Source organism: Caballeronia sp. AZ1_KS37, from assembly GCF_023631165.1.
Classification (GTDB): Bacteria; Pseudomonadota; Gammaproteobacteria; order Burkholderiales; family Burkholderiaceae; genus Caballeronia; species Caballeronia zhejiangensis.
In genome coordinates this window covers 114,488-132,362 of the sequence record NZ_JALQDP010000034.1, presented here as the reverse complement: position 1 = coordinate 132,362, position 17,875 = coordinate 114,488, and the positions used below count along the sequence as shown (strand labels likewise).

13 protein-coding genes and 1 pseudogene are annotated in these 17,875 nt (G+C 62.3%); 6 read left to right on the top strand and 8 right to left on the bottom strand.

Annotated elements, in window-relative coordinates:
* Positions 1 to 116: 116 nt before the first annotated feature.
* Positions 117 to 311, bottom strand: coding sequence for a hypothetical protein (locus tag NCS00_RS21185; protein ID WP_008347853.1), 195 nt, complete (start codon positions 309 to 311; stop codon positions 117 to 119).
* Positions 312 to 663: 352 nt separating this feature from the next.
* Between NCS00_RS21185 and NCS00_RS21180 the strand changes: the two genes are divergently transcribed.
* The 6 genes and pseudogenes from NCS00_RS21180 to NCS00_RS21155 all read left to right on the top strand — a co-directional run bounded on the left by NCS00_RS21180 (position 664) and on the right by NCS00_RS21155 (position 7,778).
* Entirely contained in the window at positions 664 to 2,607 is a 1,944-nt protein-coding gene (locus tag NCS00_RS21180; RefSeq protein WP_250440903.1) for a sigma-54-dependent Fis family transcriptional regulator, read from the top strand.
* Positions 2,608 to 2,813: 206 nt separating this feature from the next.
* Positions 2,814 to 2,888, top strand: coding sequence for a pyrroloquinoline quinone precursor peptide PqqA (gene pqqA, locus NCS00_RS33520; RefSeq protein ID WP_008347847.1), 75 nt, complete (start codon positions 2,814 to 2,816; stop codon positions 2,886 to 2,888).
* 66 nt (positions 2,889 to 2,954) lie between these two features.
* Positions 2,955 to 3,230: pseudogene (gene pqqD, locus NCS00_RS21170) on the top strand (pyrroloquinoline quinone biosynthesis peptide chaperone PqqD); the annotation flags it as partial.
* A 245-nt stretch (positions 3,231 to 3,475) separates the two neighbouring features.
* Complete coding sequence (locus NCS00_RS21165) at positions 3,476 to 5,215, top strand: methanol/ethanol family PQQ-dependent dehydrogenase (protein ID WP_250436434.1); 1,740 nt, start codon at positions 3,476 to 3,478, stop codon at positions 5,213 to 5,215.
* A gap of 74 nt (positions 5,216 to 5,289) precedes the next feature.
* Positions 5,290 to 6,486 (top strand): c-type cytochrome, encoded by a 1,197-nt coding sequence (locus tag NCS00_RS21160; protein ID WP_250440902.1) that lies wholly within the window; start codon positions 5,290 to 5,292, stop codon positions 6,484 to 6,486.
* Between the two features lie 245 nt (positions 6,487 to 6,731).
* A complete protein-coding gene (locus tag NCS00_RS21155) occupies positions 6,732 to 7,778 on the top strand; it encodes an FUSC family protein (protein ID WP_250440901.1) in 1,047 nt (348 codons plus the stop codon).
* Here the strand turns inward: NCS00_RS21155 and NCS00_RS21150 are convergent.
* The 7 genes from NCS00_RS21150 to NCS00_RS21120 form a co-directional block, all read right to left on the bottom strand.
* Positions 7,775 to 8,923 carry a DSD1 family PLP-dependent enzyme gene (locus NCS00_RS21150; protein ID WP_250440900.1) on the bottom strand — a complete coding sequence of 383 codons (1,149 nt, stop codon included), beginning with the start codon at positions 8,921 to 8,923 and terminating at the stop codon, positions 7,775 to 7,777. The two genes, NCS00_RS21155 and NCS00_RS21150, sit on opposite strands and share 4 nt — an antisense overlap.
* Positions 8,924 to 9,016: 93 nt before the next feature.
* Positions 9,017 to 10,255, bottom strand: a complete 1,239-nt coding sequence (locus NCS00_RS21145) for a CaiB/BaiF CoA transferase family protein (protein WP_175980680.1) — start codon at positions 10,253 to 10,255, stop codon at positions 9,017 to 9,019.
* A 1-nt stretch (position 10,256) separates the two neighbouring features.
* Positions 10,257 to 11,066 (bottom strand): enoyl-CoA hydratase/isomerase family protein, encoded by an 810-nt coding sequence (locus tag NCS00_RS21140; protein WP_284504127.1) that lies wholly within the window; start codon positions 11,064 to 11,066, stop codon positions 10,257 to 10,259.
* A 65-nt stretch (positions 11,067 to 11,131) separates the two neighbouring features.
* Entirely contained in the window at positions 11,132 to 12,421 is a 1,290-nt protein-coding gene (locus NCS00_RS21135) for an MFS transporter (protein ID WP_250440899.1), read from the bottom strand.
* Between the two features lie 253 nt (positions 12,422 to 12,674).
* Positions 12,675 to 15,713, bottom strand: a complete 3,039-nt coding sequence (locus NCS00_RS21130) for an FAD-binding and (Fe-S)-binding domain-containing protein (protein WP_250440898.1) — start codon at positions 15,711 to 15,713, stop codon at positions 12,675 to 12,677.
* Positions 15,714 to 15,767: 54 nt separating this feature from the next.
* A complete protein-coding gene (locus NCS00_RS21125; protein WP_250440897.1) occupies positions 15,768 to 16,532 on the bottom strand; it encodes a 2-keto-4-pentenoate hydratase in 765 nt (254 codons plus the stop codon).
* On the bottom strand, positions 16,529 to 17,749 hold the full coding sequence (locus tag NCS00_RS21120) for a pyridoxal-phosphate-dependent aminotransferase family protein (protein WP_008347825.1): 1,221 nt from the start codon (positions 17,747 to 17,749) through the stop codon (positions 16,529 to 16,531). Before NCS00_RS21120 ends, NCS00_RS21125 begins: the two co-directional genes overlap by 4 nt.
* Positions 17,750 to 17,875: the final 126 nt, after the last annotated feature.

Here is a 17,875-nt window from a genome sequence, read left to right as displayed (position 1 = left end):
AAACGCGTAACTCAAAAAGCCTTCGGAAACTCTGAATGCAAAAGGCAAAAGACAAAAGGCCGGCCGCGCCGCGAGGCTCGTCCCGCCTTCCTGCAAGCAGCATCGATGTGCGCGAATCACAGCGGATGCAACTTGCCGTCAAGATCCATCGTCCACTTCGAGCCGTCCTTGAACGTCAGCACGCCGCTCTGAGCGTCGATATGGATGGGTCTGCCGGCTGGCTCCTTTTTGTCTCCGCCGATGATGCGCTTCATCTCGGAAGCGGAAAGCTCCTGACTATGTTGCAGATCGTCGAGCTTCAGGTTCGTCATGGTGTTTCTCCTTACGGTGCGTGAGCAAGCGTTCGTTTGAGTCGAATCGAGCGTGTGTCGGCGCTCGCCTGGTCTTTTGCATTGGATATGCCAACGCGCGGGCGCAACGCTCGAATGCCCGCAGCGCCTTGCGCGGCGCGCTCGCAGGGTGCAGACACACCTGCTCCGTCAGCGCGTCGAGTCATCCGCAGCCCAACACAACGTCCGCGGAGCTGTCGGCGTCACGATGACATCCCGCATCCTTTCGATTAGCCCACGACAGCCGTCGACGGCGCTTATTGGCGCAGGACTTGCTTTTCTCCCCGCTCAAATATCCGGCGACATGACCGGCACTTGCACAACGGAGGAGACGATGCAAGACAACATCCACGAGATCGCGGCTGCCCACGATGAACGACAGAGCGCCTGGCTGATTCCCGCGATACGCAAGGCGCACGAACGCTCCGAGACATTCGGTCTGAACGCCTCGACACGACCCGACTACGACGTGCTTACCGAAGGCGAGTTGCTCCTCAAGCTCGAGCAGAACCGCGTGCTATGCGCGCACGCGACGCCGGTGATGGAAACGCTGCGTGAACAGATCGTCAACACGCAAAGCATGATCGTACTGACCGACGCACAAGGGCTCATCCTCCACTCCACAGGCGATGACGACTTCCTCGCACGCGCAGAAAAGGTCGCGCTCAGGGCGGGGGCGAACTGGGCCGAGGAACGGCAAGGGACCAACGCCATCGGCACGGCCATCGCAGAACGCTCGCCGACGGTCGTGCACGGCGATCAACACTATCTTGCGGCCAATCGCTTTCTGACCTGCTCCAGCGTGCCGATTCTCGATCCGTACGGCGATCTGATCGGCGTGCTCGACGTCACCGGCGATCATCGCAGCTACCATCGACACACGATGGCCCTCGCGCGCATGTCCGTCCAGATGATCGAAAACCACCTGTTTTCCAGCACTTTTCAGGGCATGTTGCAGATCGCATTTCACAGCCGCCCCGAGTTTCTCGGCACGCTGATGGAAGGGATTATGGCCTTCACCTGCGATGGACGTTTTCTCTCCGCCAATCGCAGCGCGCAGTTTCAGTTCGGCTTGCCGCTCTCGGCGCTGCGCGCACATACGCTGTCGTCGCTCTTCGGACTGACGAGCGCGCAACTGATCGATCGTTCGCAAGCGAGCCGCGCGCCGCACATGTCGCTCGATCTCAACAATGGCGCAGTCGTATGCGCCCGCGTGCGCCTCAACCGCGCGCCTTTCGTCGAAACTCCGTCCACGTCCGTGCCGATGAGATCCGCGCCGCGCGCATCGGCTGCGATCGATTCATCGTCGAAGCTCGCATCGCTCGACACGGGCGACCCGAAAGTGGCCGCGGTCATCGGCAAGGTACGCAAGGTCATCGGCAAGGACATACCGATACTCATCACCGGCGAAACCGGCACCGGCAAGGAACTGCTCGCACAAGCCATTCACAGCGATTCGCCGCGTCGCGCGGGGCCGTTCGTCGCGGTGAACTGCGCATCGATCCCGGAGAACCTGATCGAATCGGAACTCTTCGGTTATGAGGAAGGCGCGTTCACGGGCGCACGGCGCAAGGGCGCGGCGGGCAAGCTGCTACAGGCCAATGGCGGCACGCTCTTTCTCGATGAAATCGGCGACATGCCCTACCCGCTGCAAGTGCGCCTCTTGCGCGTGCTGCAAGAGCGCGTCGTCGATCCGCTCGGCTCCAGCAAGTCGATTCCTGTCGATGTCGCCATCATCTGCGCGACGCACCGTAACCTGCGCGAGATGATCGAGCAGAGTCGCTTCCGTGAGGACTTGTACTACCGTCTGAACGGGCTCGTCGTCAAACTACCGCCATTGCGCGAACGCACCGATCTCGCAGCCGTGATCACGAAGATGCTCCACGCCGTAAGCGCCGATGATGGGAGCGGCATGCGCCTGTCCATCGACGATGACGTAATGGCGCTCTTCGAGCGCTATGCGTGGCCCGGCAACTTCAGGCAACTGTGCAACCTGCTACGCACTGCTGCAGCGATGGTCGACGACGACGGCTGCATTCGCCGGCAACATCTACCGGAAGACTTCTTCGATGAACCTCGCGCCAACGTGCATCGCGTGTCCGAAGCATGCGCTCCATCGGCGCTCGCTTCGGGACGCCTGCAGGAAGTCACGGCATCCGTCATCGCGGCGGCGCTCGCGCAACATCGTGGCAATGTCTCCGCCGCCGCGCGCGCCTTGGGCATATCGCGCAACACCATCTATCGAAAGATGCCCGCATGTTCATCGATGGAGCAATGAGTTGTTCAGTGCAGTGTTTCACTTCGGTACACCCTTGTTGCGAAGCGGAACAACATCGTCACATCCATTGCGCGTCATCGAAATCGAATTGAAAGGCAAAGAGCGTGCACGTGCACTGTCGATGATCGAAGGCATGGACCTTGCATTTCGAGGTCCGGTCGCGAAACGGCTCGCGATCCAACTCGAACATCATCAAGGAGATGAACATGCAATGGACGACACCCGCCTTCACCGACCTGCGCTTCGGCTTCGAGATCACGATGTACATCGCTACACGTTGATCCTTCGATGACGGCAAGCCTGGGGCGAATCTGCCCCGGGCCTGCACCCTTCCCTTTCCGTCCCACATGAACTCTACGACCGCGCATGCGGACGCATGCACGCGCCCGCGCCTGCGTGCGTCATTCAAGCTGCATTGGCATGCGGACATGCAAACGTGCGAGATCGTTCATCGGCACGGCAGCGTCGAACTGAACCGCAGCGCGGGCGAGATACTCGCACGCTGCGATGGCACGCGCGCGCTCGACGAGATCATCGGCGAACTGGAGACGCGCTTCGGCATCGCAGGTCTCGCCGCGGATGTCTATCGCTTCGTCGATGCAGCACGTCGACTAGGTTGGCTCACTGAGCTCGCGTTGTCACATCGGGCAACACGTCAAACGTCCCACTGCTCCACGATGCAACACCTCTTCAATAACGCCTCAATGCGCCCGCATTGAGCGCTTTGGACGCGACAACCGCGTACAGCAAGGCGATTGCGCGTATCGGTCGTCGATGGCACATGACTTGCCTTGATGACGTCGCAACTGCTTCGCATCGCTATCGAGTTTCAATAAGACGTTGCATCGACAATATCCAGGAGACAACGATGAACATTCGCTTCAGTCCGGCCCTGCGCGTCGCGGCCCTTGCAGCAGGTGCCGTCGCTGCGTTCAGCGTGGCGCAGCATCTTGCCATCGCGGCGGAAGGCACACCGGCGCAGTACCCGGACGTCAGCTATGAACGCCTCGCGAACGCGCAAGACGACCCCGGCTGGCTCACGTATTACCGCACGTATAACGGTCATGGGCATTCGCCGCTCAAGCAGATCGATACGAGCAACGTGAAGAACCTGAAGCAGGTGTGGAGCTACAAGTTTCCAAAGGACTTGCAGCAAGGCTTCGAGGCCACGCCCATCGTCAACGGTCGCTTTCTCTTCGTGACGACGCCCAAGGACAACGTCTATGCATTCGATGCCGCAACGGGCAAACAACTCTGGAAATACGAGCCGAATCTCGATGCGAAATCGTTCAAGACCGCATGTTGCGATGTGGTCAATCGCGGAGTCGCGTTATACGGCAAGAACGTTTATGTCGCGATGTTGAACGGCGAAGTGGCCGCGCTCGATGCGCAAACGGGCTCGCTCGTGTGGAAGAAGGCGATGTTCGATCCGGGCGTCGGATATGCGTTCTCGCTCGCACCGCTCGCACTCGATGGCGCGCTCGTCGTCGGCAGCTCGGGCGGCGAGTATGGCGCGCGCGGCTTCATCGCAGCACTCGATCCCAACGACGGCAAGGTGCTGTGGAAACGCTATACGGTGCCCGGCGCGAAGGAGCCCGGCGGCAACACATGGCCCGATGGCATGCAGGAGCATGGCGGCGCCCCCGCGTGGCTCACCGGCACCTATGATGCGGCGAGCAAGACGCTTTATTGGGGCGTCGGAAATCCGGGACCGTGGCTCGCCGATCTTCGTCCTGGCGACAACCTCTATTCCGACTCGTTGCTCGCGCTCGATCCGAAGACGGGCGATCTCAAGTGGCACTATCAATACACGACGAATGACACGTGGGACTATGACGGCGTCAATACGCCGGTACTCGCGAACATCAAGTATCAGGGCAAGGACTACGACGCCATCATTCACGCAGACCGCAATGGCTTTTTCCATGCGATCGATCGCAGCAACGGCAAGCTAATCTATGCGCGGCCCTTCGTCACCGCGACATCGGTCACAGGCTATACGGACGATGGCAAGCCGATTCAGGATCCCGCCAAGTATCCGAAGACCGGCACGACCATCGAAACGTGTCCGAGCTTCCTCGGAGGCAAGAACTGGTGGTCCGTTTCATACGATCCGCAGAAACATATAGCCTTCGTGCCGGCGCTGCATGCGTGCATGTCCCTGTCCGGCAAATCGGTGAACTACATGGAAGGCCTGCCCTATCTCGGCGAAGGCTTCGAGATCAAGCCGGAACCGAACAGCAAGGGCTACGGCGAACTGCAGGCGATCGATGTCGACACCGGCAAGAAGATCTGGAGCCACTGGACCAAGCTGCCTTGGAACGGCGGCGTCGCGACGACGGCGGGCGGCCTCGCATTCAGCGGCTCGCTCGACGGCCATCTCTACGCGTTCGATGAAAAGACCGGCAAGGTCTTGTGGCAAAGCCCCAAACTCGCGAGCGGCATCATCGCCCAGCCTTCGGTGTACGAGATCGACGGCAAGGAATACGTTGCCATTCTCGCGGGATACGGTGGCGCCAATCCGATCTGGGGCGGACCGATGGCGAAGGCCGCGGACAAGGTGCCGCGCGGCGGCACGCTCTATGTGTTCGCGCTCAATCGCGCCTGACCCATGCTGATCGAACCGCGAGCGCGCATCGCCGCGCGCTTGCGGTGCTCACCGACATCACCGGACGCTTCGACATGAATCATTCGCTCAACTCCATTCGCGCAGCAGGCATGCTGGCCGCATGCATCGCGCTCGCACCATCGGCTTCCGACGCGGCCGTGAAGATCTGCACGTTTCCCGGCAGTCCTTCGGCCGCGCTCGACCGCAGCGTCGCGCAAGCGGTCTTCGCCCGTGCCAACATCGCAGCAACGTTCGTATCGCACGGTATCGGCGAAGGCGACGACGACGGCGTGTCGCTTCACGAACTCGACAAGACGCTCGCGCGCGATTGCGATGTGATCGCTGGCTTTCCCCGTTCCACCGTCGCCGATGCATCGGGTGGCAAGATGCAATTCTCGCGCGGCTATCTGCGTGCGGGCTATGTCAGCATCGAAGCGCCTGACGTGGTCCTGAACGATGCCGCAAAGCGCACGGTCGCCGCGACCTATGCAAGCCCCGCACAACTGATCGCCGTGCTGCAGCGCGACGTGACGCTCGATCTGGAGAACACGTCGGCATCGACGGTCGATGCAGTCGCGAACGGACGCGCTTATCGTGCGATCGTGTGGTATCCCGCTGTCGTGGCTTATCGCATTGCGCATCCGCAACAGAGCTTCACCGTCGCAGCCGCGAATTCGCCCTACGCGGACTGGCATCTGGCATTCGCATTCGGCGACAGGAGCGCTGCGTTGCGTCCGCGCATCGACGATGCGCTCAAATCGATGATCGACGAAGGCCGCCTTCAGGCGCTCACGAAACAGTGGACGTTTCCCGTGCAAACTGCATCGTCTTCTGCAGCACCGTCGAAGCACTCGGGCATCATGCTCGCCGACATGAATGGCGCGCGCGCCGGCCGCTTCATCAAGGTCGCGAATGAGGGAACCGTCGAGCCGCCGACGTTCGAACAAGCGCAAACGACGCACGGCAAGGCGCTTTATTCGAGCTCGTGCGCGAAGTGCCATGGGGCACAGTTGCAAGGCATCACAGCGCCCGCGTTGCAAGGTCCGTCGTTCGCACCGCCGTCGAATTCGCATCTCACCGTGGGCGGCATCTTCACCTACATGGCCACCAACATGCCCGCGGACCGTCCAGGCAAGATGAAGGACCAGGACTATGCCGACATCATGGCCTACCTGCTGATGTCGAACGGCTACAAGCCCGGCGGTGCAAAGATGACAGCCGACAGTGCCCGCGCGTCGAAACTCCCGCTCAACGCCGGGCCGGCCCGATAAGGTCGCCATGCCAGCACCGGCCACTCAGGCTCATATAGCGACGCTGGTGGAAGCCGTGCCGATGCTTACGTCGCGACACGAGGGCGGCACATGTGCCCCGGAAACATCGGGCATATGTGCCGCCTTGTCTTTCCCTTCCTGAACAGCTTCATTTTTTCGCACCGTGCACATTGGCATAATGCAGCACGGGCGCGCATGCTTCGCGTCTCCTTCGCTTGTCCCGTTTCGTCAACGACCGAGACCGCATGACTTCGATCACTCGTACTCGAGTTCAGGTGCGCGCCTTCTTCGGCGCACCCGAAGCAAGACGCCTTCTTCGCACACTGATGAGTTGCGCGATCAGCTATGCCGCCGCACGACTGGCCGCACTGCCCGAAGGTTACTGGGCACTTATCACGACGCTCGTCATCGTGACGCAACCGAGCCTCTCGCAGGCGGTCGATATTGCTCGCGACCAGATCATCGGCGCATTCATCGGCGCGATCGCGGGCGTGCTCGGCATTGTCGCGATGAACCGCGGCGCGCCGCCGCTCGCGGTGTTTTCGGTCGCGCTCGTGCCGCTTGCCGCGTTGAGCGCGAAGCGGCCTGCGTTCAGGCTTGCGTGCGTGACGCTCGTGATCGTCGTGCTGATTCCGGCGGGACCGGGATCGCCTTTCGAGCGGCCGATGCATCGCGTGCTGGAGATTCTGATCGGCGCCGCTTCGTCCTTCGTGTCGGCGCTCTGGCCCAATCGTGCGCTTACGGCCGCGCATCGCAGCGTCGCCGATACGTTGAAGAGCCTCGGCCAGTTGATCGCGCTCCATCTTTCGGGCGAGCGGGATGATGCTCGCGCGACGCGCCTCGAAACGCAAAGCACCGACGCGCAAAAAGCCTTCGACGATGCGTTGAAGGAAGCCGAACGCGAACACATCATCGTGCTCGTGCAAAACCGCCGCTCGGATGCCATCGACAAGGCCGCACCGTTTCTGCGGCGTCTCCATAGCGATGCGCTCTTTCTCGCGAAAGCTGTATCGCGCCTCGATCGCGATACTTGCGCGGCTCGGCTCGGCGCGGCCGGTCGCGAATTGCAGGCTTTGTTCGAGACGCTCGCGAGCGTGCTTGCAGCGAATCGTCAGGACGATGAGAAGCTGGCGCGCGCACGTTCCGCCGTGAACGAACTCAAGGCCATGCTCGAGCAACAGGAAGCGACGCACGGCGCGCAGGAAGTGGCGCAGTTCGTGATCGGCCTGATCGTTGCCGACGTCGATGCGCTGATCGCCACGATCTATCCGCCGAAGGAGTCACGGGCTTAGCGCGAAAGACCGCGCGCGTCGATCGGCCATATGTCGGTCACGCGTTCGCCTCGATAGCAGACGTATTCATCGTAGAGATTCACGGTCGGATCGCAATGACCCGGCGGCAACAGCACACGCTTGCCGACGAGATCAGCGAAATCGCCTTCAGGATCACGTTGCGCTTGCAGCATGCCGTGCTCATCGTTCGCGGAGATATAACTGAACGTGGGCTTGGCGCCCGCACCGAGCCAGTTCACGCTGCGCGGCAAGCCCGAATCGACCGCGAGCCCTTTCAGGCCGACATCGCATACGGCCATGCCGGGGCGCGTGGCGCTCATGACCGTCGACAGCACGAAGAGACTGTGACGCCAGCGCAATTCGCCGCCCCAACCGATGCCGCCATAGTCGCCGTCCATGAACAGATACGAGCCCGGCTGCAATTCGGTGAAGACGCCACTCGCAGCATCGAACTCGACAGTGCCTGTGCCGCCGCCCGTCACGATGCCGCAACGCACGCCGCGAACATCGAGCGCGCGGACGTAGCGCGCGGCGATATCGGCGGCGCGGCTTGCTTCGGCCTTGCGTGCAATCCAATCCGCGACGTGTTGGATGCCGCCGTGATACGCCTGCAATCCTGCGAAGCGCAGCGCGCTCTGCGCTGCGATGCCGTCGACGAGCGCGAGCAGCGCATCTTCGCTCGTCACGCCGCAGCGATGCTGACCTGCATCGACTTCCGGCAGCACGTCGATCGTGACGCCCGCGCGTGCCGCTGCGTCGCCGAGGGCCTGAACTTGCGGCAACGCATCCACGCATACCGAAAGATGCACATGCGATGCGAGTTCGACGGCCATCGCGAGTTTGTCCGCGCCGACGAACTCATTGCTGACATGAATGCTCGCGATGCCCGCCGCCGCGAACGGATACGCCTCCGACAGCTTCTGACAACACACGCCGACCGCACCCGCGCCGACCTGACGCTTCGCGATCTCGCTGCACTTGTGCGCCTTCGCATGCGGACGCAACGCGACGCCATGACGCGCGGCGAACGCCGACATCGCCGCGAGATTGGCGTCGAAGGCATCGAGATCGATCATCAGGGAAGGCGTGGCGACCGAAGCGAGCGAATCGCCCGCGCGAGCGGCGGGAGGAGGTGCGAGCGTCATGGCAGAGGGTGTCGATGAAGTTGGATCAGACATCGATCATAGCGCTGCATACTGCATGATGAATGCATAAAACCATTCGCTCGCCCGTCGCTTTCACGCGGGAACCTCCGTTTCCAGAATCGCGCCTTCGTCCTTGAGCGCCTGAATGCGCGCCTCGTCGAAACCGTATTCGTCGAGCACTTCGCCGGTGTGCTGACCGAGCAGCGGCGCGGGACGCGAAGCCTTCGTGCAGCCTTCGGAGAAGTGAATCGGCAACCCGATGCCGCGCATCGGGCCGGCAAGCGGATGCTCCGTTTCGACGATCATCCCGCGCGCCATGGCCTGCTCGTGCGACGACGCTTCCGGCACGCCCAACACCGCGCCGCTCGGCAATCCGATGGCATCGAAGGAAACGAGCCACTCGTCGGTCGTGCGTTCGATGAGACGCGCCGTCAGGATATCGACGAGCGCCTCGCGATGCTTCAGACGTCCCGCGTTGGTCTGGAAGCGCTCGTCCTCAGCGAGTCCCGGAATATTCAACACGCCGACGAGACGCTCGTAGTTGCTCTGATTCGCCGCGCCGATGTTCACCCAGCCGTCCCGCGTGCGAAACGCCTGATACGGCGCGCTCGTGGGGTTGGCCGAGCCGGCTTTAGGCAGGACGGTGCCATCGGCGAAGTAGTTGGCGAAGGCCCAGTACATCTGCTGCAGGCCGGCTTCGAAGAGCGACGTATCGACCATCTGCCCGAGACCGGTCGCCTGCTTGCGCGCATAAGCCGCACTGATGCCGAGCGCCGCGAGGATGCCCGCGTTGATGTCGGTGACGGGCGAGCCCGCCTTGATCGGCGCCTGCCCCGGCTCGCCCGTCATGCTCATCAAACCGCTCAGCCCTTGCGCGATGAGATCGAAGCCGCCCTTGTCGGCCATCGGCCCGCTGCGCCCATAGCCCGATATCGCGCAGTAGATGAGTCCCGGATTCACGGCCTTCAGCGTTTCGTAGCCCATGCCGAGCTTTTCCATCGTGCCGCGCCGATAGTTCTCCGTCACGACGTCCGCGCTCGCGAGCATCTTCCTCAGCACTTCCTTGCCGCCCTCGGTCTTGAGATTGAGGGCGATGCCGCGCTTGTTGCGGTTCACGATCATGAACGACGCGGATTCGCCGCTCGCAAGAATGGGTGCGAAACGACGGCAATCGTCGCCGCCGGGGATCTTCTCCACTTTGATGACATCGGCACCCATGTCCGCGAGCATCATCCCGCAGATGGGCCCCGACATGATGTGCGCGAGTTCGATCACGCGCATCCCCGCAAGCGGTCCCGCGCCGGGCGCTACTGTCGATTTCGTGTCTGCCATGTCAACGTCCCTTGAATTGCGGTTTGATCTTGTCGAGGAAGGCCTGATAGCCGATGCGAAAATCCTCAGTGCCGAAGCATGCGAAGCCTTCATCGCGCTCTTCGTCGGTAAGCGGCTGAGGCTCCATCACGCGGCGCACGAACTGCTTGTGCCAGCGCGCGACGAGCGGTGCGCCGTCCGCGATGCGCCGCGCGGTTTCATACGCGTGCGCCGTCACTTCCCCATCCGCGACGACACGCGTGACGAGTCCTTTTGCAAGCGCTTCCTTTGCATCGAAGATGCGTCCTTCGAGAAGAATCTCGAGCGCGACGGCAGGCCCCGCAAGACGCACGAGCCCTTCCATTTCCGCATGCGCCATCACGAGGCCGAGATTCTTGATGGGGACGCCGAAGCGGCTCGATTCGCCGCAAATGCGCAGATCGGACATCGCCGCGATCTCGAGACCGCCGCCGACGCAGATGCCATGAATCATCGCGACGATAGGATGCCGGCACTCGCGTAATGCATGCAAAGTGCGATGCATGATCGCGCCGTACGTACGCGCCTGTTCGACGTTCGAGCGATCCGTGCGGAACTCCGCGATGTCGTTGCCCGGCGAGAACGCTTTCTCGCCCGCGCCGCGCAGCACGATGCAGCGCAGCGTGTCGTCGCCGGAAAGCGTCTCGATGGTCTCTCCGAGCAAGCGCCACAAGTGCTTGGTCATTGCGTTGAGCTTCTCGGGCCGGTCGATCACGACTGTCGCGATATCGCCGTCACGCTCGATCAGGATGGATGGTTCCGCCACGTCGCCTCCAAGAATTGAATGCTGCATGCTGAATGCTTTATTCGATGCGGTTCAATGCATGCAAAATGCACCGAACCGCCGCGTGCGCAGAGTCAGACGAACTTGCGGGTGTCTGCCGCGTCGCTCTTTTCCTCCTCGACTTCCAGAGCACGGTCCGGGCGCATCATGAACGAAAGGACGATGCCGGCCGCCATCAGGATCATCGACACGGTGAACGGCAGGTTCCAGTTGCCTGTGCGGTCGATCAGCCAGCCGCCCACGACCGGGCTGATGATCGCCGCAAGCGCCGAACCGGAATTCATGATGCCGGCCGCGGTGCCCGAATGCTTGGGCGCGATATCCATGGGCACGGACCACATCGGGCCGATCGTCATTTCGTTGAAGAAGAAGCCGGCCGAGAGGCACACCGCCGCGAGCGTGATGGAGATATTGGAGATCAGCATGATCGGCGCGAGCGAGAGCAGCGTCAGCAGCATGCACACGCCGACCATCACGTTGCGCGCAAGCCGCACGTTGCCGCTCTTTCTCAGGATGCGATCGGTGAGCGAGCCGCCGAGCCAGTCGCCGAGTACGCCAGCGAAGAACACGCCCGAGGCGAACAGCGCCGATTTGCCGAGCTGCATGTGATAGCTGTGCAGAAAGTATTGCGGAAGCCAGCCGAGAAAGAGCCACAGGACCCAGCCATAGCAGAAATACACGGCCGTGACGGGCGCCATGCGGCCGAGCAGCGTGCGCCACGGCACAGGCGTGCGTTGCTTCACACCCGAATACGTCGCGAGCGTCGCGCATTCTGTTTCCGTGATGCGCGGATGATCGCGTGGGTTATCGCGGAAATAGAAGACCCATGCGAGCGCCCAAAGGAAACTGATGACGCCGGTGATGATGAACGCGCCGCGCCAGCTCGTCGCGACCATCAGCCAGACGATGAGCGGCGGCGCCACTGCATTGCCGATGCGTGATGCTGCATGCGTAATGCCTTGTGCAAAACCACGCTGATCGGCGGGCATCCAGTTCGACATTGCGCGCGTCGCGGTCGGAAAGGTCGCGCCCTCACCGAGGCCGAGCAGCACGCGAGCCACGATCAGCGACACGAAGCCGCCCGCGAGACCGGAGAGGACGGTGGCGCCCGCCCAGATGATCGCGCATATCGTGAGCGTTCGCCGCGGTCCGAACCGGTCGCCGACCCATCCGCCGATGATCTGAAACACGAGATACGGATACGCAAAGGCGGAAAACACGAAACCGACTTGCGTGTGCGAGAGGCCAAGCTCCGCGCCAAACTGGGCCGCCGCCGTGCTGACATTGACCCGGTCGATATAGGTGATGAAATACATCGCGCATAGCAATAGTAGAACGCGCGTCGTGGCTCGACGGAACATCATCGTCTCCTTGTTGGCCGCGTGCGTGCGCGAGCCACCTTCGAATGTCGAAAGGCGCCCGATGTCACGGCATGCGGAACTTCACGTGAATACGTCGGATGAGGACTGCAGCTCGGTATGAGCCTGCCTATTGCGTTCTGCGGCGCAGTTTGCGAATGCGTGGTTTGCGCGGTGATGTCATGGTTCGTCTCCTGATCGCGGCTCGTCGATGTCCGCTTTTTTTGCTTCGGTGAATGAAACGCTTGTCCTGCTCTTTTCAATCCATCGCATCGAGCGCCATGGCGAGAACTCGCGCGACATGAAGCGCCTCACGTTGTGCACCATCCGCGATCTGGTGACGGCAACTCGTGCCGTCCGCCACGATCAGCGCATCGTGTGCGGCGCGAACAGCCGGCAGCAGCGACAACTCCGCCATCGCCTGCGATGCGTCGTAATGTTCCGCTTCATATCCGAAGCTGCCCGCCATGCCGCAGCATGATGATTCGATCGTTCTCACATCGAGCCCCGGAATCCAGCCGAGCACTTTCTCGATGGGACGCACGGCATCGAATGCCTTCTGGTGACAATGTCCGTGCAACAGAGCCTTGGATCGACCGAGCGGTTTGAGCTTCAGTTGCAATCGCCCTTCCGCTTCTTCGCGCACGAGAAATTCCTCGAACAGAAACGACGCTTGCGACAGCTTGCGCGCGGCATCGCCATAGCCGTACCCGAGAAACTCGTCACGCAGCGAGAGCAGACATGAAGGCTCCAGGCCGACGATCATCACGCCGCGCTCGACATAAGGCATGAGTGCGTCGAGCGCGCGGCGTGCTTCGACCTTCGCTTCATCGACGAGACCGGCGGAAAGAAACGTGCGCCCGCAACAGAGCGGCCGCTCGGCCGCCTTCACGTTCAGATGAACCGCATAGCCTGCCGCTTCGAGCACGCGCTTGGCTGCGCGCGCGTTCTCGGGTTCGATGTAGTTGTTGAACGTGTCGACGAAGAGCAGGACTTCGTTAGTTGCAGACGCAACCGGTTTGTCCGTGGCATTCGCGAGAAACGGCTTTTCGAAACGTGGAAACGCACGTTGCCGCGCGAGACCGAGTTTCGACTTCAGCCAGCGCGCCACGCCCGGCATGTTCGATTCGAAAACATGCGACAGCGCAGGCATGCGGCTCGCATACGGCGCATAGCGCGGCAGGAACGCAATCAGGCGCTCACGCAATCGAACGCCATGACGCTGCGTCCATGCGGCGCGTGCCTCGATCTTGATACGCGCCATGTCGACACCGGTCGGGCAATCGCGCTTGCAACCCTTGCACGAGACGCATAGATCGAGGACGTCCTTCACATCCTGACTCGCGAGGCCGTCATCGCCCAATTGTCCCGACAATGCGAGCCGCAACGTGTTCGCACGGCCGCGCGTGAGATGCTGCTCGTCCTTCGTGATGCGATAGCTCGGGCACATCGTGCCTGCATCGAACTTGCGGCAATGGCCGTTGTTGTTGCACATCTCGACCGCTTTCGCGAGCCCGCCGGACAGATCGCCGCCCGATCCCGGCACGCCGTGCTCGCCCGTCAATGGATCGCGGGTGACGTTCCATGCCGACCAGTCGAGACGAGGGGTCAATCCACGCTCGCGATAAGAAGGCGGAAAGCGGAAGTTGCGCGCATCATCCATCTTCGGCGGCGCCACGATGCGATCAGGGCTCAGCCGGTTCTCCGGATCGAAGAGCCGCTTGATCTCGCGAAATGCCTCGTTGATGCGCGGGCCGTATTGCCACGCCACCCATTCGCCGCGGCACAGACCATCGCCGTGCTCACCCGAGAACGCGCCCTTGTATTCGCGCACCATCGCCGCGGCTTCTTCGGCGATCGCGCGCATCTTGATGGCCCCGTCGCGGCGCATGTCGAGAATCGGCCTCACATGCAGCGTGCCGACGCTCGCATGCGCGTACCACGTTCCTTCGGTTCCGTGCTTCCTGAATACATCGGTCAATCGACTGGTGTATTCGGCGAGATGTTCGAGCGGCACCGCGCAGTCTTCGATGAAGGACACCGGCTTGCCATCGCCCTTCATGCTCATCATGATGTTGAGACCGGCCTTGCGCACTTCCCACAGGGCCTTCTGCGGCCCCGCATCGGGCATTTGCACGACCGATCCCGGCAGGCCGAGATCGCTCATCAACGCGACGAGCTGCGCAAGCTTTGCTACTTGCGTATCGCGATCCGCGCCCGCGAACTCGACGAGCAGAATCGCTTCCGGCTCGCCGACCAAAGCCTTTGCGATGACGGGACGAAACGCCGGATTCGACATCGCGAGGTTGATCATCGTGCGATCGACCAACTCGACCGCCACCGGCCCCAGCTTCACGATGTGCTGCGTCATGTCCATCGCATCGTAGAAGCTCGGGAAGTTCACGACGCCGAGCGTTTTGTGCGCGGGCAACGGCGCGAGCGTCAATGTCAGTTGACGGCTGAACGCGAGCGTGCCTTCGGAGCCGACCAGAAGGTTTGCAAGATTCGGCTCGCCGTCGTTGGTGAATGCAAGCGGGCTCTGACAATCGAAGAGATCGAGGTTGTAACCCGCGACGCGTCGCAGCACCTTCGGGATGCGTTCGCGCATCTCCTGTTGCTCGCGCATGGCGATGCCCCGCACGCCATCGACGAGATCGCGCGTGCGTGCATCGGTCGTCATCGACGACAGCTTGCCGAAGCGCGCTTCGTGACCGTCGGCGAGGATCGCGTCGATCGCGTCGACGTTATGCACCATGATCCCGTATTCCATCGATCGCGAGCCGCACGAGTTGTTGCCCGCCATGCCGCCGATCGTGCATTGCGCGCTCGTCGATACGTCCACCGGAAACCAGAGGCCATGCGGCCTGAGCCACGCATTCAGGTGATCGAGCACGACGCCCGGTTCGACCGTGACCGTGCGCGCGTCCTTGTCGAAGTGAATGATGTTGTTGAGCCACTTCGTCGTGTCGATGACGAGCGCTTCGCCCACTGTCTGCCCGCATTGGCTCGTGCCTGCGCCGCGCGCCAGCACGCTCGCGCGGCTGTCGCGGGCAATCTGCAACGCAACGCGCAAGTCGTCCTGATCCTTCGGCACGACGACGCCGAGCGGCACGATCTGATAGATCGACGCATCGGTCGCATAGCGTCCGCGCGATGCGCGATCGAACAACACATCGCCTTTTAGCTCGCGCTGCAATCGCGCCTGCAGCGGTGTCGCCGTTGACGCGACCCGCGCACGCGCGGAAGCGGGCATCAGATGAATCGGCTTGACGAGCCGGTCTGTGGGGGAATTGAGCATCGTCGCTGTCGGTGAGTGCCGGAGTGCCTTGCGGTTCCTGGCCTTATGAATGCGTTATGCGAAATGCAATTCGACGGCGGGCAAGCCTTCGATCGCGCCGATGGCCGTGCCGGGCACATCCGGAAACGCCATGCCGGTGTAAGAACCCGCCGTGAGCACGGTCCCGCGTTCGACCGCGAGCCCGCGCGCCACGCTGTGATTGACCGTCCACGCGAGCAGGCGCCGCGGGTCGCCCGCAGGATTCGCCGGAACGCCGTCGAAAAGCGACGCGCCGTCGAACGTGAACGCCATCGCGGGCGATACGAACGGGAACGCCGCGTCGTAAGGCACGCCCTCGCCCACGATCAACGCGCCGTGATTCTGCAAATCGGCGAGTTGCCACGGCTTTTCGACATCGGGCCACGCGGCGAAACGGCTCGCGACCACTTCGATGGCCGCATGCACGGACTCGATCGCAGCGACCACGTCTTCATCGCTATACGGTCCGCTTTTCGGTTCGAAGCGCCGGCCGATCCTGAATGCCACTTCGAGTTCGAGACCGGCCTTGCCGAAAGCGAGCATCGAGAGACGCGCACCGGTTTTATGCATGCCATCGGCGGGAAGCGGTGCACCCTGGATCGGCCCGTCGTGCGTCTTCGCGCCGACCTTCCATCCGCCGATGTCTGCATTCAGCGCACGCAGCGTCGCGTCCTGCGCCGCGTAGGCATCGTCGGCGTCGGACGGACGTGCGCCCAAGGGCAGCGCGTCGAGCTTCGCCCGATGCGCGCGCGCGTCGACGAGAAGCCGCGCGAGCGCATCGGCGTCGAACGCGGCGCTCATGCGGCCGCCTTCAACGCGGGCTTCGCGACGTGGCTCGTCAGATAGTCCATCGCCGCCGCCACGCCGCTGTCCTTCAACGCGATACCCGAGAGCTTCAGTCCCATCTCGCAACCGGTGAGCGCGGCCATCAGCGTGAGGTCGTTGCAATCGCCGAGGTGACCGATGCGGAACATGCGGCCCTTCGCCTTGCCGAGCCCCGTACCGAGCGACAGATCGAAATGCTCGTAGATGAGCTTGCGCACCGCATCGGCATCGACGCCTTCGGGTGTCATCACGCCCGTCAGCACCGGCGAATACACGGCGGGATCGGCGCATTGAATCTCCAGTCCCCACGCGTTCACCGCCGCGCGGCACGCGGCCGCGAGCCGTTGATGGCGCGCGAACACGTTGTCGAGCCCTTCGCCAAGGATCATGTCGAGCGCTTCCGAGAGGCCGTAGAGCAGGTTCGTGTTCGGCGTGTAAGGCCAGTAGCCTTGCTTGTTCATCTCGATGATGTCGGTCCAATCCCAGAATGCGCGCGGCAACGTGGCGCGCTTCGACGCCTCGCGCGCCTTCTCCGATACCGCATTGAAGCTGATCCCCGGCGGCAGCATCAAACCTTTCTGCGAACCGGAAACGGTCACGTCGACGCCCCATTCATCGTGACGATAGTCAGCCGATGCCAAACCCGAGATCGTGTCCACCATCAACAGCGCGGGATGCTTCGCGGCGTCGATCGCGCGTCGCACGGCGGCGATATCCGACGTCACGCCCGTCGACGTTTCGTTATGGACGACACAGACGGCCTTGATAGCGTGATTCGTGTCGTCACGCAGACGCTTCTCGATCATGTCGGCCTGTACGCCGCGCCGCCAGCCTTCGATGCCGGGCAGACCGAGAAACTCCGGCTTCAGCCCGAGGCTCTCGGCCATCTTCTTCCATAGCGTTGCGAAGTGGCCCGTCTCATACATCAGCACCGTGTCGCCGGAACTGAGCGTGTTGCAAAGCGCCGCTTCCCATGCGCCCGTGCCCGATGCCGGATAGATCACCACCGGTTGGCTCGTCTTGAAGATCTTCTTGATGCCATCGAGCACCTTGAGACCCAGCGCGCCGAACTCCGGCCCGCGGTGATCGATCGTCGGATAGCTCATCGCGCGCAGGATGCGATCGGGCACAGGGCTCGGCCCCGGGATCTGCAGGAAGTGACGGCCAGCAGGATGGAAATCGAGCTTCAACATGGGTCCGCGTCCTTATAAATGTAATTTTGCATGCAAAATACAATAACGCAGCGACAACCGCAGGTAAAGGAATACATAGACCGAACGGCCTAGGGATAACCCGCTGGCGGTTTTTTCCGCTGGCAC

Excerpts from the sequence above, each read along its gene's own strand:
- NCS00_RS21185 (WP_008347853.1), bottom strand. The coding sequence starts at position 311 with ATGACGAACCTGAAGCTCGACGATCTGCAACATAGTCAGGAGCTTTCC.
- NCS00_RS21125 (WP_250440897.1), bottom strand. The coding sequence starts at position 16,532 with ATGAGCGCCGCGTTCGACGCCGATGCGCTCGCGCGGCTTCTCGTCGAC.
- NCS00_RS21145 (WP_175980680.1), bottom strand. The coding sequence starts at position 10,255 with ATGGCAGACACGAAATCGACAGTAGCGCCCGGCGCGGGACCGCTTGCG.
- NCS00_RS21120 (WP_008347825.1), bottom strand. The coding sequence starts at position 17,749 with ATGTTGAAGCTCGATTTCCATCCTGCTGGCCGTCACTTCCTGCAGATC.
- NCS00_RS21135 (WP_250440899.1), bottom strand. The coding sequence starts at position 12,421 with ATGATGTTCCGTCGAGCCACGACGCGCGTTCTACTATTGCTATGCGCG.
- NCS00_RS21180 (WP_250440903.1), top strand. The coding sequence starts at position 664 with ATGCAAGACAACATCCACGAGATCGCGGCTGCCCACGATGAACGACAG.
- NCS00_RS21165 (WP_250436434.1), top strand. The coding sequence starts at position 3,476 with ATGAACATTCGCTTCAGTCCGGCCCTGCGCGTCGCGGCCCTTGCAGCA.
- NCS00_RS21160 (WP_250440902.1), top strand. The coding sequence starts at position 5,290 with ATGAATCATTCGCTCAACTCCATTCGCGCAGCAGGCATGCTGGCCGCA.
- NCS00_RS21155 (WP_250440901.1), top strand. The coding sequence starts at position 6,732 with ATGACTTCGATCACTCGTACTCGAGTTCAGGTGCGCGCCTTCTTCGGC.
- NCS00_RS21130 (WP_250440898.1), bottom strand. The coding sequence starts at position 15,713 with ATGCTCAATTCCCCCACAGACCGGCTCGTCAAGCCGATTCATCTGATG.
- NCS00_RS21140 (WP_284504127.1), bottom strand. The coding sequence starts at position 11,066 with ATGCAGCATTCAATTCTTGGAGGCGACGTGGCGGAACCATCCATCCTG.
- NCS00_RS21150 (WP_250440900.1), bottom strand. The coding sequence starts at position 8,923 with ATGACGCTCGCACCTCCTCCCGCCGCTCGCGCGGGCGATTCGCTCGCT.